Consider the following 26364-nt stretch of genomic DNA (forward strand, 5'->3'; position numbering starts at 1 on the left):
TCGGCGTCGCCGCCGCGTTCGGCCTCCTCTACGACCACTACCAGGCCTCGGTCTACCGGTTCCTCTACTACCGCACCCGCTCGGTCGTGGTGGCCGAGGACCTGACGTCGGAGACCTTCTTCCGCGCGCTGCGCAACATGGCGTCGTTCCGCTGGCAGGGCAAGGACTTCGGCGCCTGGCTGATGACCATCGCGCGCAACCTCGCGACCGACCACTTCAAGGCCGGGCGGACCCGCCTCGAGATGACCACCGAGGACATGGGTCAGCACGACGACACCACGGAGGGCCCCGAGTCCGCCGTACTCGCGAGCCTGACCAACGAGATCCTGCTCGAGGCGCTCACCGAGCTGCCGAACGAGCAGAAGGACTGCCTGGTCATGCGGTTCCTCCAGGGGATGAGCATCGCCGAGACCGCGCAGGTCCTCGGGCGCAGCGAAGGTGCCATCAAGCAGCTCCAGCTCCGCGGCGTCCGCAACCTCGCGAAGCTGATGCCGGAGGGGTTGCGATGAGCCCCGCCCTCGACACCCTCGCCGGCATGGCCCGACCGGACTACCGCCGCGTAGCCCGGACGGAGGATGCAGGTCACACCGGACGGCGCGTAACCAACGCTCCCGCGCCGTCGTTCACCGAGTGGGACCAGCTATTGACAGACCCGACCGACCGAGGATGGCAGGCATGACTGGGGCGTTCGTGAGCAGGCGCCGCGCCGACGAGTTCGACGCGCTGCTGTCGGCCCCTGCGCCGGAGCGTGAGGCGGCGCAGTACGCCGACCTCCTCGAGCTCGTGGGCTCGATGCGCTCCCTGCCGCCCGTCGCCGCCCGCGCCGAGTTCGTCTCCGACCTGCGCAGCCAGCTGATGGTCGAGGCGGCCCGCCAGGCCCGTCCGGCGGTCGACGACGCCACCCGCCTCCGGCTCACCCCCAAGCAGCGTCAGGGCGCCCGCGAGCGCCGCCTGGCCACCGTCCTCGGCGGCTTCGCGATCGTCGCGGCCTCCGGCTCGATGGCGATGGCGTCCCAGGGAGCACTCCCCGGCGACGTCCTCTACCCGGTCAAGCGCGCGATCGAGAACGCCGAGACCAACCTCCAGGCCGACGACGCCGCGAAGGCGCAGGCCCTCCTCGATCACGCCGCACAGCGGCTGCAGGAGGCCGAGCAGCTCACGGCCCAGGGCGCCGACGCCGCAATCGTGGCCGAGACCCTGCAGGACTTCAGCGACCAGTCGCAGCAGGCGACCGAGCTGGCCCTCGACGACTACGCCGCGACCGGCGACCGCGACGCCATCGCCGACCTGCGGACGTTCACCTCGCAGTCGATGACCGAGCTGACCGCGCTCGGCGACGTGGTCCCGAGCGACGCTCGCGCCGCCCTGATCACCGCCGCGCAGACGGTGGCCAACGCCGACTCGGCCGCCTTCCAGGCGTGCCCGACCTGCGGCGACGGGGCTGTCACGGAGCTCCCCGGGTTCGCCACGGCACCGATCTCCCTGCCCTACACCCTCGTCACCGGCGAGCGCACCCCGCAGTCGGTGGTCGTGCCGCCCGACTTCCTCGCTCAGGTCGAGAACATCGCGAAGAACGAGCCCGACGTGCCGCCCACGACCGGCGACGAGCCGCGATCCGACGACGGCTCGGTGACCGACCCGGACACCGAGCCGGTCACCGACCCGGTCACCGAGCCGATCACCGAACCCGACGACGAGCCCGACAACCCGCTCGAGGAGTTCGGCGACAAGATCAAGCGCGGCCTCGAGGCCGCGGGCAACGGTCACGGCGACGAGGCGGTCAACGAGACCATCGACGGTGTCGTCGGCGGCGTCGACGGCCTCGTCGACGGAATCTTGGGGAACTAGATCCTGGCGATCGCGCCCATGCGGTCCGGCGGCGCCTGTCTTGCCGCCAACCAGCCGTAACCCCTGACCGCGTCAACTGCGGGCCGGCAGCGTGGCGCACGGCGGCGAAGCCGCACGGTGCGGCGTCCCCTGGCCGAGCTTGCGAAGGTCAGGGCGATGCCGCACCGTCTGCGACACGCTCGGCCAGTTCTATTTGAAGACCGATTGGCGCTGCATGAGCAGGGTGTAGAGGGTCTGCTGGATCGTCTCGCGGACCTGGTCGGTCACGTTGAAGACCAGCATCGGGTCCTCGGCGGCGCCCTCGTCGTACTCGTCGGTGCGGATCGGCTCGCCGAACTCCAGCAGCCACTTCGAGGGCAACGGGAGCATGCCGAGCGGGCCGAGCCAGGGGAAGAGCGGCGTGATCGGGATGTAGGGCACGCCGAGCAGCCGCGCGAGGGCCGGGACGTTGCCGACGAGGGGGTAGATCTCCTCGGCGCCGACGACCGACAGCGGGATGATCGGCACCTGGGTGCGCAGCGCCGCGGACACGAAGCCGCCGCGACCGAACCGCTGCAGCTTGTAGCGCTGCGAGTAGGGCTTGCCGATGCCCTTGAACCCCTCCGGCCACACACCGACGAGCTCTCCGCCGGCCAGCATCCGCTCGGCGTCCTCGGCGCACGCGAGCGTGGCGCCCCCCTTGCGGGCGACGGCACCGACGAACGGCAACCGGAAGACCAGGTCGGCGCCCAGCGCGCGGAGGTAGCGGTCGGTGTGGTCGTGGACCGACGCCATCGTCATCAGCGCGTCGACCGGGACCGTGCCGGAGTGGTTGGAGACGATCAGCGCGCCACCCTCGGCCGGGATGTTCTCCGCACCGCGGACCTCGATCCGGAACCACTTCTGCGCGATCGGCCGGATCGCTGCCAGGAAGAACTTCTCGGTGATCTCGGGGTCGAAGCCGAATTCGTCGACGACGTAGTCGCCGGTGAGTCGCCGACGCAGGAACGCGAGGAAGTGGGCGAGCTGCGACTCCCACTGCTCGCCGAACACCTCGCGGGCAGCCACCTGGAACGCCGACAGCAGGTCGCCGACAGGGATCCCGCCCGGCGCCTCGCGCTCGGTGACCGCGAGCCGCTGGGTCAGCGTCGGCGTCGTCTCCGCCGTGGCCAGCGGGATGATGTCGTCACCCAGCATCGGGATGACGGACTCGGCCGCAGGCTTCTCCGCCGCGGGCGGACGGCCGGGCTGGTCGGCGCGCGGCTGCTCGGCGGTCGCCGGAGCATCCTCGGTGGGACCGGTCGGCTCGGTCTGCTTGGCGGCACCCGAGCGGGACTTCGGCGCCAGGTTGCGGGCAGCGGCGGACGGGCGGGTGCCCGTGCCGCGACCGGGTCGGCCTCGCGTGCCGATCGGGATGATCTCGGCGTCACCCATCACTACCTCCGGCGAGCGTCAGAGCTGGCGGGCGGTCGTCGTTGACCTCGGGCAGACGCTCGGCGACAGCGGCGAGCAACCGTTCGGTGCGGCCGCCGGTCGGCGGCAGGGTCGAGGCGAACTCGTCGAACGCCTCCGCGGTGGAGTAGCGCGGCTCGAACCCGAGCTCGGCGCGCATCCGGCTGGTGTCGACGCCCCGACCGTAGGTCAGGAACTGGACCAGCTCGGGCGAGAGGTCGGCGGTGCGCGCGGAGCGCAACGCGGAGCCCAGGCCACCGAAGGCGATGCCGGGCAGCGGGACGCCGGGGCGCTGCAGGCGGCGCAGCGCCTGCGACAGCATGAGCACCCCGTCACCGGCGATGTTGAAGGTCCCGTGGATACCGGCGCCGACGGCGTGCCGGAGCACCCGGTTGAGGTCGTGCTCGTGGAGGAACTGCAGCCGCGGGTCGAAGCCCAGCACCGTCGGGATCACCGGCAGCCGGAAGTACGACGTGACCGGGCTGACGACGCGCGGACCGATCACGTTGGCGCACCGCAGCGTCGTGACGGTGACGTCGGGGCGGCGGCGCGCGAAGCCGCGGACGTAGGCCTCGACCTCGGCGACGTCCTTGGAGTAGCCGGTGCGCGCGGGTCGGCGCGGCTCGAGGTCCTCGGTGAACATCGCCGGGTCGCGGTTGCTGGCGCCGTAGACGGTGGTCGTCGACTTCACGACCAGCTGGCGCAGCGACTCGGCCTTCTGGCACGCAGCGAGCAGCTGCATCGTGCCGATGACGTTGAGCTCCTTCATCGTGCCGCGCGCGCCGGCGGAGCCGGGGGTGGCGATGACGCTCATGTGGACGACCGTGTCGACGTCCTCGCGGGCGATCACCTTGGCGATCACCGGGTTGCGGATGTCGGCGCGGACGAACTGGACGTCGCCGATGTCGCCGCGCGGCGGCATCACGTCGACGCCGATCACCCGGTCGACAGAGGGGTCGCTCGCCAGCGAGCGGGCGCAGGAGCGGCCGAGGTCACGCGAAACACCCGTGACCAGTACGGTACGACCGCTCATCCCAACGACTCCCGACTCCCCAGCAATTGCGAAGGCTTGGCGAACGACTCAGAGTGCCCCGAGCGGGGCGTGGGTCACTTGCCGAGCTTGCGGCGCTGCACCCGCGTCTTCTTCAGAAGCTTGCGGTGCTTCTTCTTCGCCATACGCTTGCGCCGCTTCTTGATGACTGAACCCACGTGGACCTCTCCAACACACCGGACCCGGGGCCCGGCATTCGACTACCGCCGTACCGACGGTGGCCGGACGACGGGCACAGCCTATCGGCCGCGAAGAGCGGTTGGAGAATCAGGAGTAACGATGAGAGGAACGTCCCATCACGGTGCGCCCCCGGCGGTTGAGGTGCGAGGCCGCCCGCGGCCGAGCCTCGAAACCACCGGGACGGCTCACCCCGCGTTGTAGAAGGACTTCCTGAGGTACTCGTCGACGTCGCCCTCGGGCACCCGGAACGAGCGGCCCACGCGGACGGCGGGGAGCTCTCCGCTGTGCACCAGGCGGTAGACGGTCATCTTCGAGACGCGCATCATGGTCGCCACTTCGGCGATGGTGAGGAACTTGGGGTCCGGTCGGGACTCGGGTCGCTCCGCAGACGTTGCCATGGCCAACCACTCTTTCTGCGCGCCCGTCACCGCCTTCCCCAGCTGTGAACTGCGGACGCCTACGCGTGAGAATAGAGCCAGAAGTGACTCGTGGGGAAGAGATTCACCTCTGCAACTTTTGTGAACTCGGCGTGTCGGCTTGCGTTTTGCCTGGTCGGGGCGCCGGAGCCACGCGAGAATCAGGGGTACGGATCGAGGCCGTGCAGCGGGAAGACGGCCACGCGGGTCTCCTGCACCGCCCGGTCGAGCCACGCCGCGGGGTCGTAGCCCTCCTCCCAGCGGCGGTAGTCGGCCGGCCCGCCGTCGGTCATCCGACGAGGCGCGTCGGCGCCGTACCGCTCCAGGGTGTACTCGCGCCACGCCTCCGGGACCGCGAGCATCTGGTCGAGCGGACGCCCCGAGACGGCGGCCAGCAGGTGGGTCCACGCGCGGGGGACGACGCGGATCACCGAGTAGCCGCCCCCGCCGGTGGCGACCCACCGGCCGCCGGCGGCCTCGTGGGCCAGGTCGTGGAGCGCGAGGTAGGCGGCGCGCTGGCCGTCGACGCTCAGCATCAGGTGGGCCAGCGGGTCGTCGGCGTGGGAGTCGCAGCCGTGCTGGGTGACGAGTACGTCGGGCGCGAACTCACGCACCAGCGGCGGCACGACCGCGTGGAAGGCGCGCAGCCAGCCCGGGTCGCTGGTGCCGGGCGGCAGGGCGACGTTCACCGCCGTGCCCTCGGCGTCGGGGCCGCCGGTGTCGGTGGCGAAGCCGGTGCCGGGGAAGAGGAACCGCCCCGACTCGTGCAGCGAGATCGTCAGCACCCGCGGGTCGTCGTAGAAGATCGCCTCGACCCCGTCGCCGTGGTGGACGTCGACGTCGACGTAGGCGACGCGCTCGGCGCCGTTGTCGAGCAGCCACCGGATGCCGATCGCGACGTCGTTGTAGATGCAGAAGCCGCTCGCGCGGTCCGGCATGGCGTGGTGGAGGCCGCCGGTGATGTTGGCGCTGTGGATGCTCTCGCCGGTCCACACCTTGCGGAACGCCTCGTGACTCGCGCCGACGATGTGCGCCGAGGCGTGGTGCATCCCGCGGAACACCGGGTTGTCGTCGGTGCCGAGCCCGCGCAGCTCCTCACCCGGCCCCGGCTTCGCACTCATCCGCTGCACGGCCTCGATCAGCTGCGGCTCGTGCACCGTCGCGAGCAGGTCGTCGCTCGCCATCGGCGCGACGACCTGCTCGAGGCCGGCGAGCACGCCGCACTCCTCGGCCAGCCGCATCGTGAGGTCGACCCGGAGCGGGGCCATCGGGTGGTCGGGGCCGAAGTCGTACTCGGTCAGCGAGGGGTCGAACACCACGCTGGCGCGGCCCTCGCACGATGGAGACGACGTCGTCATGGCCAGCAAACGTACCGCTGCGGGATTCGCTGTGGGACGCTGCCGCCATGCTGACGGTCGGACTCGTCCTCGCGGGGCTCGCCGCCGCGCTCCACGTCTACATCTTCTTCATGGAGTCGCTGGCCTGGACCCGGCCGAGCACCCGCGCGGTCTTCGGCACCTCCGCCGAGGAGGCCGAGGCCACGAAGGAGCTGGCGTTCAACCAGGGCTTCTACAACCTCTTCCTCGCGGTCCTCGCCGGCGTCGGGATCGCGCTGACCGTCGCCGACGCCGAGGACGTGGGTCCCGCGCTCGTGCTCGCAGGCACCGGCTCGATGGCCGCCGCGGCGATCGTGCTGCTCCTGTCCAGTCCCGCGCACGCCTCGGCCGCGCTCAAGCAGGGCGTCGTGCCGCTGCTCGCCGTGGTCGCCGTGGTGCTCGGGATCGCCTAGCCCGGGAGCACTCAGCTCGCCGCATCGGGACCGCGGCGGCGTACCTCCTCCACCTGGACGAGGGAGTCGCGCAGCTCGGTCAGCCAGTCGTCGGCGTGCTGCTGAACCAGGCGGACGCACCAGCCGAGCGCGTCGCTGCGGCTGCGGGCGACACCGCCGGCGACGAGCAGGTCGAGCACCCGGCGCTCGGGCTGGCGGAGCCGGGTCATCACCGGGGCCGCGATGTGGGTGAACAGGGCGCGGGTCTCGTCGCACTCGACGCCCCACGACACCTTGCGGTCGAAGCGCCGCTCGGCCTCGCGGGCGACCTTCATCCGGTCGCCCCGGGTGCGCTCGCGGAACTCCGCGATCCGGCCCTCGACGGTGGCGGCACGCTCCGCGTCGGACGTGTCGGCGGCGACCTCGGGGGCCGGGATCCGGCCGATCACCGTGATCTCCTCCCGGTCGACGGTGACCTCGACGAGCTCCTCGAAGAGGCCCTCAGGCAGACGGCCGGCGAACCAGCCGCGAATCTCATCTGTACTCATGTAATCAATATTGCATCCTTGCACAAGCCGCGTGGATCGGTGTCGGAGGTGACTGGCAGGATGGCGCCCATGGCCCCTCGATCCAGCACCGCGACCTGGCTCGGGAGGCCCGTCGCCGGGGTGCTGTTCGACCTCGACGACACCCTGTTCGACCACCGCGGCGCAGCCGACCGCGGCGTCCGCGCATGGCTCGCGAGCCTGGAGCTCGACGGCATGCTCGAGGACCACGTCGAGCAGTGGTTCACGCTCGAGGCGTTCCACCACGAGCGTTTCCAGCGCGGCGAGATCTCGCACGTCGACCAACGGCGGGCCCGGATCCGGGCGTTCCTCCCCGGCTGGGACCTCGCAGACGACGCCGTCGCCGACGACACGTTCGCGGGCTACCTCGCCTGCTACCGCGCGTCCTGGTCCGCGTTCGCGGACGCGGCCGCCGCCCTCGAGCAGGCGCTCGACGCCGGCCTCGCGGTCGGCATCCTCACCAACGGCGAGCAGAGCATCCAGGAGACGAAGGTGCGGCGCACCGGGCTCGCGTCTTACGGCGTGCCGGTCTTCGCCTCGTCCTCACTGACCGCCGCCAAACCCGATCCGCGCGCGTTCCGCGAGGTCTGCGACCGCCTTCGCGTCGCTCCGGACGCGTGCGTGATGATCGGCGACTCGCTGCGGCACGACGTGGCCGGCGCTCGGGCTGCCGGGATGGCCGGCGTGCTGATCGACCGCGGCGGTCGCTATCGAGCCGACGAGGTCGAGGGGGTCGACCGGATCCGTTCGCTGGCCGAGCTCGGTTGGTGAGGATCTACTTCTTGTAGATATGCCGAGGCTGCCTGGCACGCCGGCCAGATCCGCGCCGAGCTGGGCGCCCGCGGCACGCCGATCGGCGGGTACGACCTCTTGATCGCCGCCGCCGCCGCCCGCTCCCGCGACCTCACGCTGGTCACCGGAGACGTCCGGAAGTTCTCGCGAGTGCAGGACCTTCGGGTCGACGAGTGGTGACGCCCTAGGAGCCGCTGGCGAGCTCGCGGGATCGGTCCCGCGCGGCCTCGAGCGCCGCGAGGAACGCTGCCCGGACCTTGTGGATCTCCAGCTCGCGCAGCGCGGCAGCAGTGGTGCCTCCCGGGGAGGTCACCTGCTCGCGCAGCACCGTCGGGTGCTCGTTGGTCTCGCGGAGCATGTGGGCCGAGCCGACCAGGGTCTGCACGACGAGCTCGTGCGCGGTCGCGCGCGGCAGGCCGAGGTGCACGCCGGCCTCGATCATCGACTCGACGACGAAGAAGATGTAGGCCGGGCCGGACCCGCTGATCGCGGTCACCGCGTCCTGCTGCTTCTCCGGGACCCGGACCACCTTGCCGACCGACGCCATCAGCGCCTCGGCCTCGGCGAGGTGCTCCTCGTCGCAGTGGGAGCCGGCCGAGATCGCCGACATGCCCTCGTCGACGAGCGCGGGCGTGTTCGGCATGACGCGTACGACGGCGACACCTTCGGGCACGCGCGACTCGATGAACGCGGTGGTGATGCCGGCCGCGAGCGAGACCAGCAGCTGGCCGGGTCGCAGCGCGCCGGCGATCTCGTCGAGCACCTCCGCCATGTCCTGCGGCTTCACGACGAGCGCGACGGTGTCGGCCTTGGCAGCCGCGTCGATGTTGGAGACGACCGCGACGCCGTACCGCTCCACGAGCTCGGCAGCGCGCGCCTCACGCTTCTCGCCGACCAGGAGCTGGTCGACCCGGCGCCCCGCGCGGACCAGGCCGGACAGCAGGGTCTCGCCCATGACTCCGGCGCCGATGACCGCGGTCTGCTTCATAGGTGTGCTCAGCTCAGCTCTTCTTGATCAGGGACGTCACGAAGAATGACAGGTTGCGCGGGCGCTCGGCGAGCCTTCTCATGAGGTAGCCGTACCACTCGGTGCCGTAGGGCACGTAGACCCGCACCGTCTCGCCCGCTGCGGCGAGCCGGCGCTGCTCGGTCGGGCGGATGCCGTAGAGCATCTGGAACTCGTAGCTGCCCTGCGCGCGGCCGTAGCGGCTCGCGAGCGAGGAGGCGATCTCCACCAGGCGCGGGTCGTGGGTGGCGATCATCGGGTAGCAGTCGCCCTCGGCACTGGTGTGGCCCAGCAGGATCTTCAGGCAGCGCACGTAGGCCCGGTCGACCTCGTCGGGGTCGGTGTAGGCGACCTCGGACGGCTCGTCGTAGGCGCCCTTGCAGAGCCGGACCCGGCTGCCGGCGTACGCGAGCGCACGGCAGTCGGCCTCGGTGCGGTAGAGGTAGGCCTGCAGCACGGCGCCGGTCTCGGGGAAGTCCTTGCGCAGGTCGCGCAGGATCGCCAGCGTCAGGTCGGTGGTGGTGTGGTCCTCCATGTCGAGGGTGACCGTGGTGCCGGCGTTGCGGGCGGCGCGACAGATGGCGCGGGCGTTCTCGAGCGCGATCTTGCGCCCACCACCCGGCGCGTCGGCGTCGTCGAGCGCGAGCCCGATCGCCGTGAGCTTGACGCTGACCTCGGCCCGCCGGGCCAGGCCCTTCGCCGCGAGCTGCTTGAGCAGGTCGAGGTAGGCCGCGACGGTCGCCTCCGCCTGCTCGACGTCGGTGGTGTCCTCGCCCAGGTAGTCGAGGGTGACGCTGATGCCCTCACCGGCCAGCGCGGCCGACGCCTCGACGGCATCCTCGGTGCGCTCGCCGGGCACGTAGGAACGCACGACGGCCGCCGAGACCGGGAGGGTCGTGATCAGCCGCTTCACGGACTGGCTGCGCGAGAGGAGGAGCAGTGAGTCACGCAGGGGACGCATGCGAACAACGGTACGACGATCGTCGCGCGGATGCCGCTTCGGGAGTCACTGGCTGCTCAGCAGCTGGTCACTGGCTGCGCCTGCGCAGGGTGCCGGCGCCGAGGGCCAGCCCGGCGACGGCGTACGCCGCGACGACCGCGAGGTCGCCCCAGACCTCGCCCGTGCTCGTCGAGCGGGTGAGGTGCTGCATGGCGTCGACGGCGTAGGACAGCGGGAGCACGTCGCTGATCGCCTCGAGCAGGCCGGGCAGCGCGGGCCGCGGCACGAACAGTCCGCACAGCAGGATCTGCGGGATCACGATCGCCGGCATGAACTGGACCGCCTGGAACTCGGTGCGGGCGAAGGCGCTGACGAACAGGCCGAGCGCGCTCCCGAGCACCGCGTCGGCGACCGCGACCACGGTCAGCAGCCAGACCGGGCCGACGATGGTGAGGTCGAGCAGCCCGACGCTGATCCCGACCGCGAGGGCCGACTGGACGGCGGCGACCAGGCCGAACGCGATCGCGTAGCCGAAGAGGAAGTCGAGCTTGCCCATCGGCATCGCCAGCAGCCGCTCCAGCGTGCCGCCGGAGCGCTCGCGGAGCGTCGTCACGCTGGTCACCAGGAACATCACGATGAACGGGAACATCGCCAGCAGCGCCGGCCCGACCCGGTCGAAGCTGTTGCCCGGCAGGTCGTCGAACATCCACCACAGCAGGCTGATCAGCAGGCACGGGAGCACGAGCATGATGGCGAGCGTGCGGTGGTCGCGCCGGAGCTGGGTGAGCACGCGCGCGGCGATCGCTGCCGTGATGCGGGGGTTCATGCCGCGCCCCTCACGATCGAGAGGAACGCGTGCTCGATGTCCGGGGCGCCGGCCTGCTGCTTGATCTCGGTGGGGGTCCCGTCGGCGAGGAAGACGCCGTCGCGCATGAGGAGCAGCCGGTCGCAGCGCTCCGCCTCGTCCATGACGTGGCTCGAGACGAGGACGGCGACGCCGGCTGCGGCGAGCTCGTGGAACTTGTTCCAGAGGTCCTCCCTCAGCACCGGGTCGAGGCCGACCGTCGGCTCGTCGAGCACCAGCAGGCTCGGGTTGCCGAGCAGCGCGACGGCGAGGCTGGCACGTGACCGCTGGCCGCCGCTGAGCTGGGCGACGACGTCGTCGGCATGGTCGACGAGATCGACCGCCTCGATGCAACGGGTCGCCTCCGCCCGGTCGAGACCGAGCACGCGCGCGAAGAACGCGAGGTTCTCGGTGATGCTGAGGTCGTCGTACACGCTGGGGTCCTGGGTGACGTAGCCGATCCGGTGCCGCAGCGACTTCGCGCCGGCGGCCTCGCCGAAGACCGTGACCGTGCCCGTGACGCCGGCCTGGACGCCCACCAGGACCCGCATCAGGGTCGACTTGCCGCAGCCGGACGGTCCGAGCAGGCCGGTCACCTGGCCCACCGGGATCGTGAAGTCGAGGCCGTGCAGCACCTCACGCCGACCGCGTACGACGGTCAGGCCCGCCACCTCCACCGCGTTCTCCGCCGCGTTTTTCATCATGCGATGAATAATGCTCGGCGCGGGGCGGCTGCGCAAGGGGGATGTAACACGTTGTTCGCCGATCTTCCGGGGCGGCGACGTCGGTTGCGGGGCGTTGCACCGGTCTCCCAGCGACGCGAACGGTCTCCCAGTACGGCGTACAGCGTGTTACAGCCGCGACGGCCCCGGAGGAGCGGCGAACAACGTGTTACAGCCGCGACGGCCCCTGAGCAACCGCGAACAACGTGTTACAGCCGCGACGGGCCCGGCAGCGACCCGGTGAGGTAGCGCTGGATCGTGGGGGCGTAGATCGCGACCAGCCGGTCGGGGTCGAGGGAGGCGATCGGCTCGAGCCGGACGACGTAGCGGGCGAGGATCAGGCCGATCACCTGGCTCGCGACCAGCGGCATCCGCAGCTCGGGGTCGTCGATGCCGAGCTGCTCCCCGACGGGCACGAGCACGACGGGCAGGAAGCCCTCCCGGATCAGCTTGTCGCCACCGGGCTCGAGGATCCGACGCACGGTCGCGAGCAGGGCCGGCTGGAAGCCGGGGTCGTCCCAGACCGAGAGGAAGGTGCGGAGCAGCTTCTCCGCGGCCTCCTCGGCAGGACCGGCGACCGCGGCGCCGATGACGGCCCGCGGGTCCACGGGCAGCTCGAGGGCGGCGACGAACAGGTCGTCCTTGGAGCCGAAGTAGTGGTGGACGAGCGCGGCGTCGACGCCGGCCGCGGCGGCGATCGCGCGGATCGTCGTACCCCCGAAGCCGGTCGCGGCGAAGCGCTCGCGAGCGGCGGCGAGGATCGCCGCTTTGGTGTCGGGTCGGCCGGGTCGGCGACCGCGGCGGGGATTGGTGCTCACGAGCCGGCGATCGTCTCCCCGGCCGTCTCGTCCTCAGGAGTACGCCGGGCCGACCCCGCCGGGCGCGCAGCCAGGTGCTCGCGCGCGAACTCCAGCGACGCCCGGAGGTCGGCCTCGCGCTCGGCGCGGGTCGTGCACCGGCGGGTGTTGATCTCGAGCACGACCTCGCCGGCGAACCCCGTGTCGACGAGGTGGTGCAGGAAGTCCGCGGCCCCCATCGCCCCCCGCCCGGGCACCAGGTGCTCGTCCTTGGCGGAGCCGGAGCCGTCGGTGAGGTGGATGTGGCGGAGCCGCGACCCGAGCCGGTCGGCCATCTCGATCGGGTCGTCGTGGGCGATCGCGGCGTGGGACAGGTCGATCGTGGTGTTGGCGTAGGTCTCGCCGGACGGGTCCCAGCCCGGGAGGTACATCTCCAGCCGCCGCTTCGACGCCCGCCAGGGATACATGTTCTCGACCGCGAACGACACGCCGGTCGACTCCTCCAGCGCGGCGATGCCGTTGACGAAGTCGCGGGCGTACTCGCGCTGCCATCGGAACGGCGGGTGCACGACGACCACCTCGGCGCCCACCGCCTGCGCCATCTCGGCCGAGCGCTGGAGCTTGCCCCACGGCTCGAGCCCCCAGACCGCCTGCGTGAACAGCAGGCACGGTGCGTGGATCGCGCAGATCGGGATCGCGTGGTGGTCCATCAGCTGCAGCACGTCGGTGGTCTGCTGCGAGACCGCGTCGATCCCGACCATCACCTCGACGGCCTCGTAGCCGAGCTCGGCGGCCCACGCGAACCCCTGCGCCGTCGACTCCGGGTAGACCGACGAGGTCGACAACCCGATCCGGGGACGCGCTGACCGCGCTGCGTCAGACCTCGTCACGTCAGACCTCGTCGGTCACGCCGAGCTTGTCGATGCGCTCGAGGATGACGCCCTCGCGCAGCGCCCACGGGCAGATCTCCAGCTCGGCCAGGTCGAAGATGTCCATGCACGCCTCCGCGACCAGCGCGCCGGGCACGATCTGGTGGGTGCGGCTCGGCGAGACGCCGGGCAGCTCCGCGAGCTCCTCCTGGGACATCCCCACGAGCTTGGGGATCCACGCGCGCAGGTCCGCCAGCGCCAGCGACCGCGGCACCAACGGGCCGACGGTCGACGGCGCGGCACCGCAGATCCGCGCGAGCGAGCGGAAGGTCTTCGACGTCGCAGCGGCGCGGTGCGTCGTACCGGTGCGCAGCACCTGGCCGGCGTCCTTGGCCATGTCGGCGCGGATGGACCGCCGGATCCGCTTGAGCCCGGCGTCGTCGACCGGCTCGGAGAAGTACGTCGACGCCAGCCGCGCCGCACCCAGGGGCAGCGACTGCGCGACGTCGGGCCGCTCGTCGGCTCCGGTCGCGATCTCGAGCGAGCCGCCGCCGATGTCGAAGACGGTCAGCTTGCCGGCCGACCAGCCGAACCAGCGGCGCACCGCGAGGAAGGTCAGCCGGGCCTCGTCCTCGCCCGACAGCACCTCGATCGCCACGCCCGTGCTGGCGCGGACGTGGGCGAGCACGGCGTCGCTGTTGGCGGAGTCGCGCACCGCGGAGGTGGCGAACGAGAGCATCGCCTCGCAGCCCTTCTCCTCCGCGACCACGAGCGCCTCGGCCGTGAACGCCGTGAGTGCGTCGATGCCGGTCTGCGAGACCGCGCCGCTCTCGTCGAGGTGCTCGGCGAGCCGCAGCGGCTGCTTGAGGGAGAACGCCGGCAGCGGGGCGGCGCCGTCATGGGCGTCGACCACCAGCAGGTGTCCGGTGTTCGAGCCGATGTCGAGCACGCCCAGCCGCATGACACCACCGTATCGCCTGGCCCGAGCGCATCTCCGGCGACGGTGCGCGGTCTCGCCCGCCCGCCGAGTAGGTTGTGCGGATGCCCGAGGTCGACCTGGACTTCCCCCGCGCGTTCGTCGAGTTCGCCAACCCGGCCGACGAGACCGAGGTCATGCGGTGCGACCTCACCTGGCTCACGTCGTCCTTCACCTGCATCTTCGGCCAGGGCTGCCAGGGCATCTACGCCGACTCCCCCGACACCGGCTGCTGCACGTTGGGCGCGCACTTCAGCGACAAGGACGACGAGGAGCGGGTCGCGGCGTACGTCGACCAGCTCACGCCGGACCAGTGGCAGTTCCACCCCCGCCGCCCCAGCGGCAAGGTCAAGCGCAGCGACTGGGTCGAGAAGGACGAGGACGGCGAGCGGAAGACCCGGGCGCTCGAGGTCGACGGCCAGCGCGGCTGCGTCTTCCACAACCGCGCCGACTTCGCTCCGTCGGAGGGTCCGGGCGGAGCGGGCTGCGCCTTGCACGGGCTGGCGCTGCAGCAGGGCCGCAACCCGCTCGAGACCAAGCCGGACGTGTGCTGGCAGCTGCCGATCCGCCGTCTCTACCGCGAGGTCGAGCGCCAGGACGGCTCGGCGTACACCGAGGTCACGATCACCGAGTACGACCGGCGCGGCTGGGGCGCCGGCGGGCACGACCTGGACTGGTACTGCTCCGGCAACACCGAGGCCCACGTCGCGGTCGAGCCGGTCTACGTCACCAACGAGCCCGAGCTGGTCGCGCTGATGGGCCGTCCGGCGTACGACGAGCTGGTCCGCCACTGCGAGGCGCACCTGCGCTCGCGCTCGGCGCTCGCGCTGCACCCGGCTGATCGCGGCTGACCCGCCCGCTCGTTCCTCGCGGACGGCGGCCTCTCGATATCAAGAGAACCTGACCCCGCCGCCGGGTGGCGATCGACACAGGCTGAGAATGTCTGACATGCGCCTGGATCACCTGTCGTACGCCGCCGGCCCGGATGGTCTGGCGGGCACCGCGGCCCGCCTGGGGGCCGCCTTGGGCTGCGAGTTCGTCGACGGGGGTGTGCATCCCCGGTTCGGCACGCGCAACATGGTTCTTCCGCTCGCCGACTCGACCTACCTGGAGGTGGTCGAGGTGCTCGACCACCCCGCCTCCGACAAGGCGCCGTTCGGCCAGGCCGTGCGGGCGCGCTCCGCTCTCGGCGGCGGCTGGCTCGGCTGGGTGGTCTCGGTCCCCGACATCGCGCCGGTCGAGGAGCGGCTCGGTCGCGCGGCCGTCGTCGGCAGCCGGCACCGTCCCGACGGCACCGAGCTCCGGTGGAAGCAGATCGGCATCCACGGCCTGATCGCCGACCCGCAGCTCCCGTTCTTCATCCAGTGGGAGGTGCCGGCCGAGCTGCACCCCTCCGCCGGTGCCGACGGCTCGACCTCGCTCGCGGGCATCGAGATCGCCGGCGACCCCCAGCGGGTGAGCGAGTGGCTCGGCGAGAGCGTCGAGGCGCCGCTCGAGGACGTCAAGGTCGAGTGGGTCGCCCCGCACGGCACGCCGGGCATCCTCGCCGCGCAGGTGCAGACGGCGAACGGCATCGTCCGGATCTGATCCGTTGCGGGACCGGCCGGCGTCGGGCGCCGTACCCAGCCCCAACATCTGGCAGCACCCGGCCACCTACGAGACCGAGAACCACGCCGCCGACCCCGACGGCCGGCTGTGGGCCGCGATGGCGGCCCGCACGTCGTGGCGTGGTCGCACCGTGCTCGACCTCGGCTGCGGGTCCGGCTTCCACCTGCCACGGTTCGCCGAGACCGCAGCGACGGTGATCGGCGTCGAGCCGCACCCCGGGCTGGTGCGACTGGCCCGGCGACGGACCCAGCGCGGCCCCGCGGACCAGGCGCCGATCGACGTGCGGACCGGCACGGCCCAGGCGATCCCGCTGCCCGACGCGAGCGTCGACGTGGTGCACGCCCGGTGGGCCTACTTCTTCGGTCCCGGCTGCGACCCCGGGCTGGCCGAGCTCGACCGGGTGGTACGGCGCGGCGGCACCGCGCTGATCATCGACAACGACGGGTCGCGGTCGACGTTCGGCTCCTGGTTCCGCCGCGGCTTCCCGCACCTCCCCTCCCCTGCGGAGATCGAGCGGTTCTGGGCACAGCGCGGCTGGACGCGTACCCCGGTCGACATGGGCTGGCGGTTCGCGAGCCGGGCCGACCTGGAGGCGGTGGTCCGGATCGAGTTCAAGCCCGAGGTGGCCGACGAGATCCTGCGTCACCACGACGGGCTCGAGGTCGACTACGCCGTCAACCTGTGGTCCAAGGACTTCTGAGCCGCACGCAGCCCGAACCTGCCGAAACCCTGCCCGAGCCCTACGACGAGCCCCGCACGGCCAGCGTCGGAGCGAGCAGCACGCCCTGGGCGTCGTACGGCTCCCGCGCCAGCAGCGCCTCGAGGGCCCGGACCAGGGCCACCGCCACCTGCTCGAGGGGTTGTCGCACCGAGGTCAGCCCGTAGGGGACGACCTGGGCCACCTGCGAGTCGTCGAAACCCACCACCGCGATGTCGCGCCCCGGGCGGAGACCGCGGTCGGCGAGCGTGTGGAGCACGCCGACCGCGAGCGTGTCGGAGGCACACACGAAGCCGGTGGGGTGGACGGTGTCGAGCAGCCCGGCGCTGGCGTCGCGGCCTGCCTCGACCGAGTCCGCGACGCTCACCGCGAGGCCGTCGGTCGAGCGACCGGCGGCGGCCATCGCTCGCTCCCACCCGCACCGCCGGTCCGCGCCGATGAACGACGTCCCGGACCAGCCGAGCCACGCGATCCGTTCGTGGCCGCGCTCGATCAGGTGCTCGGTGGCCAGCGCGACGCCGGCGGCACCGTCGACGTCGACCCACGGGTGGGTGGCGTCCGGGTCGGCCCACGGGCGCCCGAACGCGACGAACGGCGCGCGGCGCTCGCTCAGCCACCGGGTCTGCGGGTTGCCGAGGTAGGTGTCGGTCACGATGAAGGCGTCGACCGTGGTGGAGCGGAGGAGGTCGTCGTACCCCCGGACGAGGTCGGCAGGCGTCGTCTCCGGCTTGCCGGGCCCGCCCGAGAACAGCAGCACGTGGTAGCCCGCCTCCCGCGACGCCTCGACCAGCGCGTGCACGAACCGGTCCATGGCCGCGTTGGCGGTGAACTCCTGCGCGGCCGACATCCGCAGCCCGACCAGGTACGACGCCCGGGTGCGGAGGTGGCGCGCCGCACGGTTGGGCAGGTAGCCGAGGTCGCGGATCGCCTCCTGGACCCGCACCAGCGTCTCCGGTCGCAGCAGGTCGGGGTTGTTGATCGCGTTGGAGACCGTCTGCCGCGAAACCCCCGCCCGCTCGGCGACATCGGCGAGGGTCGGTGGCAGCTGTGGTGTGTGGTCAGACACGCCGTCAACCTCCTCGGGGCCGGTGGTGTGACGAGAATACGGCGGGCGGCGCGGCGGGACCGCGCGGCGTCTCCGAGGACACGCACCACCCTGCCGCGGACTGTCGGGGGGGTCGCCTAACGTCACCCCCATGGCCTCGACCGCGCGCACCATCGGCACCCAACGATCGGGCCAGCGCTCGTCCTACCGCTGCACCGAGTGCGGCTGGGCGACCACCAAGTGGGTCGGTCGGTGCGGCGAGTGCCAGGCGTGGGGCTCGGTCGCCGAGGTCGGCGCGGCTCCGACGGGGCGCACGTCCGCGGCCCCGGTCACCACTCCGGCGGTCCCGATCGGCCAGGTGTCGGCCGAGCACGCCGTGCACCACCCCTCCGGCGTCCCCGAGCTCGACCGGGTGCTCGGCGGCGGCCTGGTGCCGGGCGCGGCTGTCCTGCTCGCCGGCGAACCCGGCGTCGGCAAGTCCACGCTGCTCCTGGAGGTCGCGGCCCGCACGGCCGCCCGCCAGCAGCGCACCCTCTACATCACCGGCGAGGAGTCCGCAGCCCAGGTGCGGCTTCGCGCCGACCGCACCCACGCCGTCCACGACGAGCTCTACCTCGCCGCCGAGACCGACCTGGGCGCCGTGCTCACCCACATCGAGGAGGTCCGGCCACGTCTGGTCGTCGTCGACTCGGTGCAGACCATCGGCGCCGCGGGTGTCGACGGGGTGCCGGGCGGCGTGACCCAGGTCAAGGAGGTCGCCGCGGCGTTGGTGCGGGTCGCCAAGACCCGCGACATCACGGTCGTGCTGGTCGGCCACGTCACCAAGGACGGCTCGATCGCCGGCCCCCGCGTCCTCGAGCACATCGTCGACGTCGTCCTCCACTTCGAGGGCGAGTCCGGCAGCCGCTTCCGCATGGTGCGCGCCATCAAGAACCGGTTCGGGCCGGTCGACGAGGTCGGCTGCTTCGACCTCGGCGCCGACGGCATCACCGCCCTCACCGATCCCACCGGGATCTTCGTCGAGCGCCACCACGGCAGCGTCGCCGGCACCTGCGTGGCGGTGACCATGGAGGGCCGGCGCCCGCTGCTGGCCGAGGTGCAGTCCCTGGTCGCGGCGGCATCGCAGGATCGTCCGCGCCGCACGACCTCCGGCCTCGACGGCTCCCGCCTCGCCATGGTGCTCGCCGTGCTGCAGCAGCACTGCGGCATCGGGCTCGGCCAGCGCGACGTGTTCGCCTCGACCGTCGGCGGCGCCAAGCTGACCGAGCCGGCCGCCGGCCTCGCGCTCGCGGTCTCGCTGGCGTNCCTCGCGCTCGCGATCTCGCTGGCGTCGTCCCACTTCCTCAACCCGACGCCGACCGGCGTGGTCGCGATGGGCGAGATCGGGCTCTCCGGTGAGCTGCGGCGGGTGCGCGACGTGCAGCAGCGGCTCGCCGAAGCCGCCCGGCTGGGCTTCGAGCTGGCGGTGGTGCCGGCCGAGCCCGGGTCACCCGGACAGTTCCGCGCCGTGGAGGGGATGCGGGTCGTCGAAGCACCGGACGTCCGCACCGCGCTGCGCCTCCTGCACCTCGACCGGGGGCTCAAGGTCGTCGAGGGCGGATAACCTCCGGCGTCCCGGTGGCACAGGCCTTAGGGTTGCGATCGACCGGGTGACGACCCGGGCAGGGGTTTTCGGCCGGTTGGCCTACGACGGGAGTTCGACGTGGTTGAGCGCGGAGATCCGCGGCTTCGCGAGACACTGGCCTCGATCGCGCCCGGCACCGGCCTTCGCGACGGGCTCGAGCGGATCCTGCGCGGCCGCACCGGTGCGCTGATCGTCCTCGGCTACGACAAGAGCGTCGAGTCGATCTCGACCGGCGGGTTCACGCTCGACGTCCCCTTCACCGCCACCGGCCTGCGCGAGCTCGCCAAGATGGACGGCGGCATCATCATCGACCGCGACATCACCCGGATCATCCGCGCGGCCGTGCACCTGATGCCCGACCACACCATCCCGTCGGAGGAGACCGGCACCCGTCACCGCACCGCTGACCGGGTCGCCAAGCAGACCGGCTTCCCGGTCATCTCGGTCTCGCAGTCGATGCAGATCATCGCGGCGTACGTCGGCGAGACCCGCCACGTGCTCGAGGACTCGGGCCAGATCCTCTCCCGCGCCAACCAGGCGCTGGCCACCCTCGAGCGCTACAAGCTGCGCCTCGACGAGGTGTCCGCGACCCTGTCGGCGCTGGAGATCGAGGACCTGGTGACCGTCCGCGACGTCGCGGTGGTCGCCCAGCGGCTGGAGATGGTCACCCGGATCGCCCGTGAGATCGAGGACTACGTGCTCGAGCTCGGCACCGACGGCCGGCTGCTCGCCCTCCAGCTCGAGGAGCTGATCACGGGCGTCGACGTCGAGCGCGAGCTGGTCATCCGCGACTACGTGCCGTCCCGGCGCCGCAGCCGCGAGCCCGACGAGCTGCTCGGCAAGCTGGAGGGGCTCTCCGCCACCGACCTGGTCGACCCGGCGTCGGTGGCCCGCGTGCTCGGCATCGGCGTGGGTGAGCACCTCGACGGCGCGGTCGCGCCGCGCGGCTACCGGCTGCTGACCAAGGTGCCGCGCCTTCCCGCCGGTGTCGTCGAAGGACTGGTCGACCACTTCGGCACCCTGCAGAAGCTGCTGTCCGCCGGCATCGACGACCTGCAGGCCGTCGAGGGCGTCGGCGAGCTGCGGGCCCGGAGCGTGCGCGAGGGCCTCTCCCGCCTGGCCGAGTCGACGATCCTCGAGAGATACGTCTGAGGCCAGCCGGCAGCGAGGAACGAGCTGTCGGCGTCGACCGAAGAGGTTGAGGGCGCGCGCTGCTGCGAGCCTGCGAGCAGGAGCGACCGCGCGTCTCGAAACCCTGAGGCCGGCCGGCAGCGAGGAACGAGCTGTCGGCGTCGACCGAAGAGGTTGAGGGCGCGCGCTGCTGCGAGCCTGCGAGCAGGAGCGACCGCGCGTCTCGAAACCCTGAGTCCCCGACGAGGACGATCGACCGCCGACCGCCGACCGCCGACCGCTACCGGCGCGGCTCGTCCGTCGACCGGTCCGAGGGCTGCTGCTCGGTCTGGTCGCCCTGCGCCTCTTCCTGCGCCGACTCCCCTTCCAGCCCGTCGCGGTCCCGCTGCTTGCCCTTCCGGTCCCGGCGCGGGTTCGGCGTGGTGGTGGAGGTCTCGGGGGTCGGCGACACGAGCTCGAAGTCGGAGTCGGCCGGCTCGCCACCGAGCGCGGCAGCGGCCACCGTGAAGTCGCCGCCCAGCAGCCACGACCGGCGGTTGGTGCACTCCGCGTCCGACTCGCGCGCGTCCCAGGTCATCGGTACGACGGTCGCCACCACCCGTCGTACGACCACGGACTGCTCGGGCACCGGGTCCGCGCACTCACGCGACGTCCAGATCTCACGGCCGCCCTTGGTGATCTTGACGGTGACCTTGTCGGGGCCGACCCGGAAGTAGCACGCGTCGGCCAGCACCGTCTGCAGGCTGAGCCCGATCGTGACCGGCTGGCCGGCGACCGCGCTGGTGACGACCGGCGTCACGCGGACGTCGGCCGGCTCGCAGTTGCCGTCCGGTGCGACGGTCAGCGCGGGATCGATCCTCGGGGTCTGCGGACCCTGGTTGCGCCGGCTCTTGCGGCCCTTCGGCGTGCGCTCGACGGTGACCGTCTGCGACGCCTCGACCTCGCCCCCGGCCTGTCGTGCGGCCGGCACCTCGTCGTCCGACGCGTCGCTGCCGCCACCGAGCCAATTGGCGAACACGAACACCAGGGTCGCGGCGAGCGCCAGGACGAAGATCCGGCGCCGCCAGTAGGTACCCGCCGGCAGCGGGCCACGGGTCAGCGGCGGCATGGTCCGAGGTTAGGCAGGCGCCCGCCCCGATCCGCGGAGGCGCGGCGGGCACAGGCACAATCGGCGTGATGTCCAGCCTGGTCGACCCGATCCTGCAGTGGTACGACGCCAACGCGCGCGACCTGCCGTGGCGACGCCCGTCCGCGTCGGCGTGGTCGGTGCTGGTCTCGGAGTTCATGCTGCAGCAGACCCCGGTGTCACGGGTGCTCCCCGTCCACGAGGCGTGGCTGGAGCGATGGCCGACGCCCGGCGACCTCGCGGCCGAGCCGAGCGGAGAGGCGGTCCGAGCCTGGGGCCGGCTCGGCTACCCCCGACGCGCACTGCGCCTGCACGCGGCCGCGGCGGCGATCGTGACCGACCACGCTGGCGTCGTACCCGATGCGTACGACGCGCTCCGCGCCCTCCCCGGTGTCGGCGACTACACCGCCGCTGCGGTGGCGGCCTTCGCCTACGGCCAGCGCCAGGTGGTGCTCGACACCAACGTCCGGCGAGTGCTGGGCCGGGCCGTCTCGGGCGTGGAGTTCCCCGCACGATCGGTCACCAAGCCCGAGCGCGCCGTCGCCGAGGCGCTGCTGCCTGACGACCCGCCGACCGCCGCCACCTGGTCGGTCGCGGTGATGGAGCTCGGCGCCCTGGTGTGCACCGCGGACCGCCCCAAGTGCGACACCTGCCCGGTCGTCGACCGCTGCGCGTGGCACGGCGCCGGCCGCCCGGCGTACGACGGACCACCCCGCCCCGTGCAGTCCTACGCCGGCACCGACCGCCAGTGCCGGGGCCGGCTGCTCGCCGTGCTCCGCGACACCCCGGGATCCGTCCCCAAGGCCCGCCTCGACGCGGTGTGGGACGACGAGGTGCAGCGCGAGCGCTGCCTGACCTCCCTGCTCGCCGACGGTCTGGTCGTCGCCGACGGCGACCGCTACGCCTTGCCCTGACCCGGACCGACCAAAAACACATCGACCCGGCTCCAAGTTGAAGCCGGGTCGATGCAGGGGAACTACTCGGTCGCGGTGCGCGGCACGTCGGTCGGGCCGTCGCCGCCGAGCGGAGCGGCCGGTCCGTCGAGGCCACCCTCGGCCGCGGCCTCCGAGATCGTCTCCAGCGGCGGCATGTCGGGCAGCTCGCTGACCTTCTGGCCCTCGAAGGTGAAGGTCGCGGTGGGACCCTCGCCGTCGACGTCGACGAGCACGATCTGACCGGGGCCGACCTCGCCGTACAGCATCTTCTCGGCGAGCACGTCCTCGATCTCGCGCTGGATCGTGCGGCGCAGCGGCCGGGCGCCCAGCACCGGGTCGAAGCCCCGCTCGGCGAGCAGGTTCTTCGCCGCCTGGGTGAGCTCGATCCGCATGTCGCGGTCGCGCATCCGCAGCTCCACCGAGGAGATCATGTTGTCGACCATTGCGACGATCTGCTCCTGGCTGAGCGGCGGGAAGACGATGATCTCGTCGACACGGTTGAGGAACTCGGGCCGGAAGTGCTGCTTGAGCTCCTCCGACACCTTGCCCTTCATCCGCTCGTAGGAGCCGGCCGCGTCACCGCTCTGGTTGAAGCCGAGGTTGACGCCCTTGGAGATGTCGCGGGTGCCGAGGTTGGTCGTCATGATGATGACGGTGTTCTTGAAGTCGACGACCCGGCCCTGCGAGTCGGTGAGCCGACCCTCCTCCAGGATCTGCAGCAGGCTGTTGAAGATGTCCGGGTGCGCCTTCTCGACCTCGTCGAACAGCACCACGGAGAACGGCTTGCGGCGCACCTTCTCGGTGAGCTGGCCACCCTCTTCGTAGCCGACGTAGCCCGGAGGCGAGCCGAAGAGCCGCGACACCGTGTGCTTCTCGCTGAACTCGCTCATGTCGAGCTGGATCAGCGCGTCCTCGTCGCCGAAGAGGAACTCGGCGAGGGTCTTGGACAGCCACGTCTTACCGACACCGGACGGGCCGGCGAAGATGAACGAGCCGCCGGGACGCTTCGGGTCCTTCAGGCCGGCACGGGTACGCCGGATCGCGCGGCTCAGGGCCTTGACGGCCTCCTCCTGGCCGATGACCCGCTTGTGGAGCTCGTCCTCCATCTTGAGCAGTCGGGTCGACTCCTCCTCGGAGAGCTTCACGATCGGGATGCCGGTCGCGACCGCCAGCACCTCGGCGATCAGCTCCTCGTCGACCTCCGCGACCTCGTCCATGTCGCCCGCGCGCCACTGCTTCTCGCGCTCGGCCTTGCGCAGGATGAGCTGCTTCTCCTCGTCGCGCAGTCGAGCAGCGGCCTCGAAGTCCTGGCCGTCGATCGCCGCCTCCTTGCGCTGCCGGACGTCGGAGATCTTGTCGTCGTACTCGCGCAGGTCGGCGGGTGCGGTCATCCGGCGGATGCGCAGCCGCGAGCCGGCCTCGTCGATGAGGTCGATCGCCTTGTCGGGGAGGAACCGGTCGGAGATGTAGCGGTCCGCGAGCGTCGCCGCGGAGACCAGCGCCTCGTCGGTGATCGTCACCCGGTGGTGCGCCTCGTAGCGGTCACGCAGGCCCTTGAGCATCTCGATCGTGTGGGCGATCGACGGCTCGGCGACCTGGATCGGCTGGAAGCGGCGCTCGAGCGCGGCGTCCTTCTCGAGGTACTTGCGGTACTCGTCGAGGGTGGTCGCGCCGATGGTCTGCAGCTCGCCGCGGGCCAGCATCGGCTTGAGGATGCTGGCCGCGTCGATCGCGCCCTCGGCCGCGCCGGCGCCGACCAGGGTGTGGATCTCGTCGATGAACAGCACGATGTCGCCGCGGGTGCGGATCTCCTTGAGCACCTTCTTGAGGCGCTCCTCGAAGTCACCGCGGTAGCGGCTGCCCGCGACCAGGGCACCCAGGTCGAGGGTGTAGATCTGCTTGTCCTTGAGCGTCTCGGGGACGTTGCCCTTGACGATGTCCTGGGCCAGGCCCTCGACGATCGTCGTCTTGCCGACGCCGGGCTCGCCGATGAGGACCGGGTTGTTCTTCGTGCGGCGGGACAGGATCTGCATGACCCGCTCGATCTCCTGCTCGCGGCCGATCACCGGGTCGAGCTTGCCCTCGCGCGCGTCCTGGGTGAGGTTGCGGCCGAACTGGTCGAGCACCAGCGAGGACGACGGAGCGTCGCCGCTGCCCGTGCCGGTCGCGGAGGCGGTGGAGCCGGACTCCTTGCCCTGGAAGCCGGAGAGCAGCTGGATGACCTGCTGGCGGACCCGGTTGAGGTCGGCGCCGAGCTTCTGCAGCACCTGGGCGGCGACGCCCTCACCCTCCCGGATCAGGCCGAGCAGGATGTGCTCGGTGCCGATGTAGGAGTGGCCGAGCTGCAGCGCCTCGCGCAGGGAAAGCTCGAGCACCTTCTTGGCGCGCGGCGTGAACGGGATGTGGCCGCTCGGCGCCTGCTGGCCCTGACCGATGATCTCCTCGACCTGGGCGCGCACGGCCTCCAGCGAGATGTCGAGCGACTCCAGCGCCTTGGCGGCGACGCCCTCACCCTCGTGGATGAGCCCGAGCAGGATGTGCTCGGTGCCGATGTAGTTGTGGGAGAGCATGCGGGCCTCTTCCTGGGCCAGCACGACCACCCGGCGGGCTCGGTCAGTGAACCGCTCGAACATCTCTTGCTCCTCCACACGTCACGGGGCGTACGACGGGTACAACCCGGTCAACAGCCTACGCGTTCCGTGGGAGCCGCAAATGTCGTCTGCTCAGAGCGAACAGACCGAGGTGCCTGGCCCGTCCGGACTAGGAGGGCCAGGCGCTGCGCCTCGTCAGTTCGCCGCTTCGAACGCAGCGCGCACGTCGGCGGGGATCCGGCCCCGGTCAGGGACGGTGTGACCGTTGGAGCGGGCCCAGTCGCGGATCTCCTTGGCGGAGGCACCACCGGCCGCGGGCGCTGACTTGGCGCGGGTACGGCGACCGCCGACCTTGCGGGCGTGGCCGACGTAGGACGCCAGCGCGTCGCGGAGCTGGGCGGCGTTCTTCTCGTTCAGGTCGATCTCGTAGGAGGTGCCGTCGAGGCCGAATGCGACGGTTTCACTTGCGTCCGTGCCGTCGATGTCGTCGACAAGCACGATATTGACTCGCTGCGCCATTGGTGGAGCCTTTCCTTCTGCATTTCAATGAGCCGACCGATAACCGGTCGACAAATCAAAGATTACCGCATTAGTCGGTATTCACTTCACGTTGCGGTGGAAGACCATCTCGAGTCCACGGAGCGTCAACCACGGTGAATGGTCGGTGAAGCACCGGCACTCGTCGATGACCAGCGGCGCGAGATAGCCGGTGGCGATCACCCGTACGTCGGCGGGCTCGACCCCGAGCGCCGCGGTGATCCGCTCGACCATCCCCTCGACCTGGCTGGCCACGCCGAAGAGCATCCCGGACTGCAGGGCCTCCACGGTGTTCTTGCCGATCACGCCGCGCGGGCGCATCAGCTCCACCATCCGCAGCTGGGCGCCGCGCCTGCCCAGCGCCTCGAGCGAGATCTCGATCCCGGGAGTGATCGCGCCGCCGACGTACCGGCCCTCGACGTCGACCACGTCGAACGTGGTCGCGGTGCCGCCGAAGTCGACGACGATCGCGGGGCCGCCGAAATCACTGGCGGCGGCGAGCGCATTGATGATCCGGTCGGTGCCGACCTCTCGGGGATTGTCGACGAGAATGGGCACGCCGGTGCGCACTCCGGGCTCGACCACCACATGATCGATATCGCCGAAATGGCGGCTCAACATCTCACGCCAGGAATTCAGGACCGCCGGCACGGTCGCGCACACCGATATTCCGGTGATGTCGGAGATCTCGTCACCGAGCAGGCCGCGCAGCAGGACCGCCCAGTCGTCGGCGGTGCGGTGCTCCTCGGTCGCGACCCGCCAGTGCGAGCCGACCTCGCCGTCCCGGATCATCCCGAGCACGGTGTGCGCGTTGCCGATGTCGGCGGCCAGCAGCGTCATGGT

Annotated in this window: 28 protein-coding genes and 1 pseudogene; 11 read left to right on the forward strand and 18 right to left on the reverse strand. The window is 71.6% G+C overall.

The annotated features are described in order from the left end of the window. Both H0488_RS04165 and H0488_RS04170 read left to right on the forward strand, forming a co-directional pair. A partial coding sequence (locus H0488_RS04165) for a sigma-70 family RNA polymerase sigma factor (RefSeq protein WP_183098026.1) occupies positions 1-509 on the forward strand: 509 nt, incomplete at its 5' end. Positions 510-675: 166 nt separating this feature from the next. Then, positions 676-1848, forward strand: a complete 1173-nt coding sequence (locus H0488_RS04170; RefSeq protein ID WP_183098027.1) for a DUF5667 domain-containing protein — start codon at positions 676-678, stop codon at positions 1846-1848. A 189-nt stretch (positions 1849-2037) separates the two neighbouring features. Here the strand turns inward: H0488_RS04170 and H0488_RS04175 are convergent, their stop codons facing one another. From H0488_RS04175 to H0488_RS04195, 5 genes are all read right to left on the reverse strand, one after another. Continuing rightward, complete coding sequence (locus H0488_RS04175) at positions 2038-3261, reverse strand: lysophospholipid acyltransferase family protein (protein ID WP_183098028.1); 1224 nt, start codon at positions 3259-3261, stop codon at positions 2038-2040. Next, complete coding sequence (locus tag H0488_RS04180) at positions 3254-4312, reverse strand: NAD-dependent epimerase/dehydratase family protein (RefSeq protein ID WP_183098029.1); 1059 nt, start codon at positions 4310-4312, stop codon at positions 3254-3256. The genes H0488_RS04175 and H0488_RS04180 overlap by 8 nt, the downstream gene beginning before the upstream one ends. Positions 4313-4386: 74 nt before the next feature. Further along, positions 4387-4488 (reverse strand): 30S ribosomal protein bS22, encoded by a 102-nt coding sequence (locus H0488_RS04185; protein WP_008356322.1) that lies wholly within the window; start codon positions 4486-4488, stop codon positions 4387-4389. A gap of 207 nt (positions 4489-4695) precedes the next feature. Beyond that, positions 4696-4908 carry a helix-turn-helix domain-containing protein gene (locus tag H0488_RS04190; RefSeq protein WP_183098030.1) on the reverse strand — a complete coding sequence of 71 codons (213 nt, stop codon included), beginning with the start codon at positions 4906-4908 and terminating at the stop codon, positions 4696-4698. A 179-nt stretch (positions 4909-5087) separates the two neighbouring features. Then, on the reverse strand, positions 5088-6284 hold the full coding sequence (locus tag H0488_RS04195; protein ID WP_183098031.1) for an acetoin utilization protein AcuC: 1197 nt from the start codon (positions 6282-6284) through the stop codon (positions 5088-5090). Positions 6285-6331: 47 nt separating this feature from the next. On the opposite strand from H0488_RS04195, the gene H0488_RS04200 reads away from it, so the two are divergent. Continuing rightward, the gene (locus H0488_RS04200) at positions 6332-6715 is read left to right on the forward strand and encodes a DUF1304 domain-containing protein (RefSeq protein ID WP_183098032.1); all 384 of its coding nucleotides are present in this window, start codon (positions 6332-6334) and stop codon (positions 6713-6715) included. Between the two features lie 11 nt (positions 6716-6726). Here the strand turns inward: H0488_RS04200 and abmR are convergent, their stop codons facing one another. Beyond that, on the reverse strand, positions 6727-7242 hold the full coding sequence (gene abmR, locus H0488_RS04205; RefSeq protein ID WP_183098033.1) for an ATP-binding transcription factor AbmR: 516 nt from the start codon (positions 7240-7242) through the stop codon (positions 6727-6729). Positions 7243-7311: 69 nt separating this feature from the next. Between abmR and H0488_RS04210 the strand changes: the two genes are divergently transcribed. Together H0488_RS04210 and H0488_RS25225 are read left to right on the forward strand one after the other, a co-directional pair. After that, positions 7312-8031, forward strand: coding sequence for an HAD family hydrolase (locus tag H0488_RS04210; protein ID WP_183098034.1), 720 nt, complete (start codon positions 7312-7314; stop codon positions 8029-8031). Positions 8032-8064: 33 nt separating this feature from the next. Then, positions 8065-8232: pseudogene (locus H0488_RS25225) on the forward strand (PIN domain-containing protein); the annotation flags it as partial. A gap of 4 nt (positions 8233-8236) precedes the next feature. On the opposite strand, the gene proC reads toward H0488_RS25225, so the two are convergent. The 7 genes from proC to H0488_RS04245 all read right to left on the reverse strand — a co-directional run bounded on the left by proC (position 8237) and on the right by H0488_RS04245 (position 14191). After that, positions 8237-9040 carry a pyrroline-5-carboxylate reductase gene (gene proC / locus H0488_RS04215; protein ID WP_183098035.1) on the reverse strand — a complete coding sequence of 268 codons (804 nt, stop codon included), beginning with the start codon at positions 9038-9040 and terminating at the stop codon, positions 8237-8239. Positions 9041-9053: 13 nt separating this feature from the next. Further along, positions 9054-10019, reverse strand: a complete 966-nt coding sequence (locus tag H0488_RS04220) for a proline dehydrogenase family protein (protein ID WP_183098036.1) — start codon at positions 10017-10019, stop codon at positions 9054-9056. A 67-nt stretch (positions 10020-10086) separates the two neighbouring features. Then, entirely contained in the window at positions 10087-10824 is a 738-nt protein-coding gene (locus H0488_RS04225) for an ABC transporter permease (RefSeq protein WP_183098037.1), read from the reverse strand. Beyond that, a complete protein-coding gene (locus H0488_RS04230; RefSeq protein WP_183098038.1) occupies positions 10821-11546 on the reverse strand; it encodes an ABC transporter ATP-binding protein in 726 nt (241 codons plus the stop codon). Before H0488_RS04230 ends, H0488_RS04225 begins: the two co-directional genes overlap by 4 nt. A 227-nt stretch (positions 11547-11773) precedes the next feature. Continuing rightward, a complete protein-coding gene (locus tag H0488_RS23895; RefSeq protein WP_183098039.1) occupies positions 11774-12382 on the reverse strand; it encodes a TetR/AcrR family transcriptional regulator in 609 nt (202 codons plus the stop codon). Continuing rightward, positions 12379-13251, reverse strand: coding sequence for a sugar phosphate isomerase/epimerase family protein (locus H0488_RS04240; RefSeq protein ID WP_183098040.1), 873 nt, complete (start codon positions 13249-13251; stop codon positions 12379-12381). Before H0488_RS04240 ends, H0488_RS23895 begins: the two co-directional genes overlap by 4 nt. 1 nt (position 13252) lies before the next feature. Further along, positions 13253-14191: a Ppx/GppA family phosphatase gene (locus tag H0488_RS04245; protein ID WP_183098041.1), complete on the reverse strand. Its 939-nt coding sequence runs from the start codon at positions 14189-14191 to the stop codon at positions 13253-13255. 80 nt (positions 14192-14271) lie between these two features. Between H0488_RS04245 and H0488_RS04250 the strand changes: the two genes are divergently transcribed. From H0488_RS04250 to H0488_RS04260, 3 genes are all read left to right on the forward strand, one after another. Then, complete coding sequence (locus H0488_RS04250; protein WP_183098042.1) at positions 14272-15057, forward strand: DUF3109 family protein; 786 nt, start codon at positions 14272-14274, stop codon at positions 15055-15057. A gap of 97 nt (positions 15058-15154) precedes the next feature. Next, positions 15155-15793: a VOC family protein gene (locus tag H0488_RS04255; protein WP_183098043.1), complete on the forward strand. Its 639-nt coding sequence runs from the start codon at positions 15155-15157 to the stop codon at positions 15791-15793. Between the two features lie 4 nt (positions 15794-15797). Next, a complete protein-coding gene (locus H0488_RS04260; RefSeq protein WP_183098044.1) occupies positions 15798-16514 on the forward strand; it encodes a class I SAM-dependent methyltransferase in 717 nt (238 codons plus the stop codon). 40 nt (positions 16515-16554) lie between these two features. Here H0488_RS04260 and H0488_RS04265 read toward each other — a convergent pair whose 3' ends face one another. Continuing rightward, positions 16555-17598 (reverse strand): LacI family DNA-binding transcriptional regulator, encoded by a 1044-nt coding sequence (locus H0488_RS04265; RefSeq protein WP_312856211.1) that lies wholly within the window; start codon positions 17596-17598, stop codon positions 16555-16557. A 130-nt stretch (positions 17599-17728) separates the two neighbouring features. Between H0488_RS04265 and radA the strand changes: the two genes are divergently transcribed. Then, positions 17729-19180 carry a DNA repair protein RadA gene (gene radA, locus H0488_RS04270; protein WP_183098046.1) on the forward strand — a complete coding sequence of 484 codons (1452 nt, stop codon included), beginning with the start codon at positions 17729-17731 and terminating at the stop codon, positions 19178-19180. A gap of 99 nt (positions 19181-19279) precedes the next feature. Then, positions 19280-20353, forward strand: a complete 1074-nt coding sequence (disA, locus tag H0488_RS04275) for a DNA integrity scanning diadenylate cyclase DisA (RefSeq protein ID WP_183098047.1) — start codon at positions 19280-19282, stop codon at positions 20351-20353. Positions 20354-20612: 259 nt separating this feature from the next. Here the strand turns inward: disA and H0488_RS04280 are convergent, their stop codons facing one another. Further along, positions 20613-21440: a hypothetical protein gene (locus tag H0488_RS04280; protein WP_183098048.1), complete on the reverse strand. Its 828-nt coding sequence runs from the start codon at positions 21438-21440 to the stop codon at positions 20613-20615. A gap of 68 nt (positions 21441-21508) precedes the next feature. On the opposite strand from H0488_RS04280, the gene H0488_RS04285 reads away from it, so the two are divergent. After that, positions 21509-22372: an HhH-GPD family protein gene (locus H0488_RS04285; protein WP_183098049.1), complete on the forward strand. Its 864-nt coding sequence runs from the start codon at positions 21509-21511 to the stop codon at positions 22370-22372. A 62-nt stretch (positions 22373-22434) separates the two neighbouring features. Here H0488_RS04285 and H0488_RS04290 read toward each other — a convergent pair whose 3' ends face one another. The 3 genes from H0488_RS04290 to H0488_RS04300 form a co-directional block, all read right to left on the reverse strand. After that, positions 22435-25026 (reverse strand): ATP-dependent Clp protease ATP-binding subunit, encoded by a 2592-nt coding sequence (locus H0488_RS04290; protein WP_220794183.1) that lies wholly within the window; start codon positions 25024-25026, stop codon positions 22435-22437. A 153-nt stretch (positions 25027-25179) separates the two neighbouring features. Continuing rightward, positions 25180-25503 (reverse strand): histone-like nucleoid-structuring protein Lsr2, encoded by a 324-nt coding sequence (locus H0488_RS04295; RefSeq protein ID WP_183098050.1) that lies wholly within the window; start codon positions 25501-25503, stop codon positions 25180-25182. Positions 25504-25584: 81 nt separating this feature from the next. Then, on the reverse strand, positions 25585-26361 hold the full coding sequence (locus H0488_RS04300) for a type III pantothenate kinase (RefSeq protein ID WP_183098051.1): 777 nt from the start codon (positions 26359-26361) through the stop codon (positions 25585-25587). Between the last annotated feature and the right edge of the window lie 3 nt (positions 26362-26364).

This window comes from Nocardioides pelophilus (assembly GCF_014180685.1).
GTDB lineage: Bacteria > Actinomycetota > Actinomycetes > Propionibacteriales > Nocardioidaceae > Nocardioides > Nocardioides pelophilus.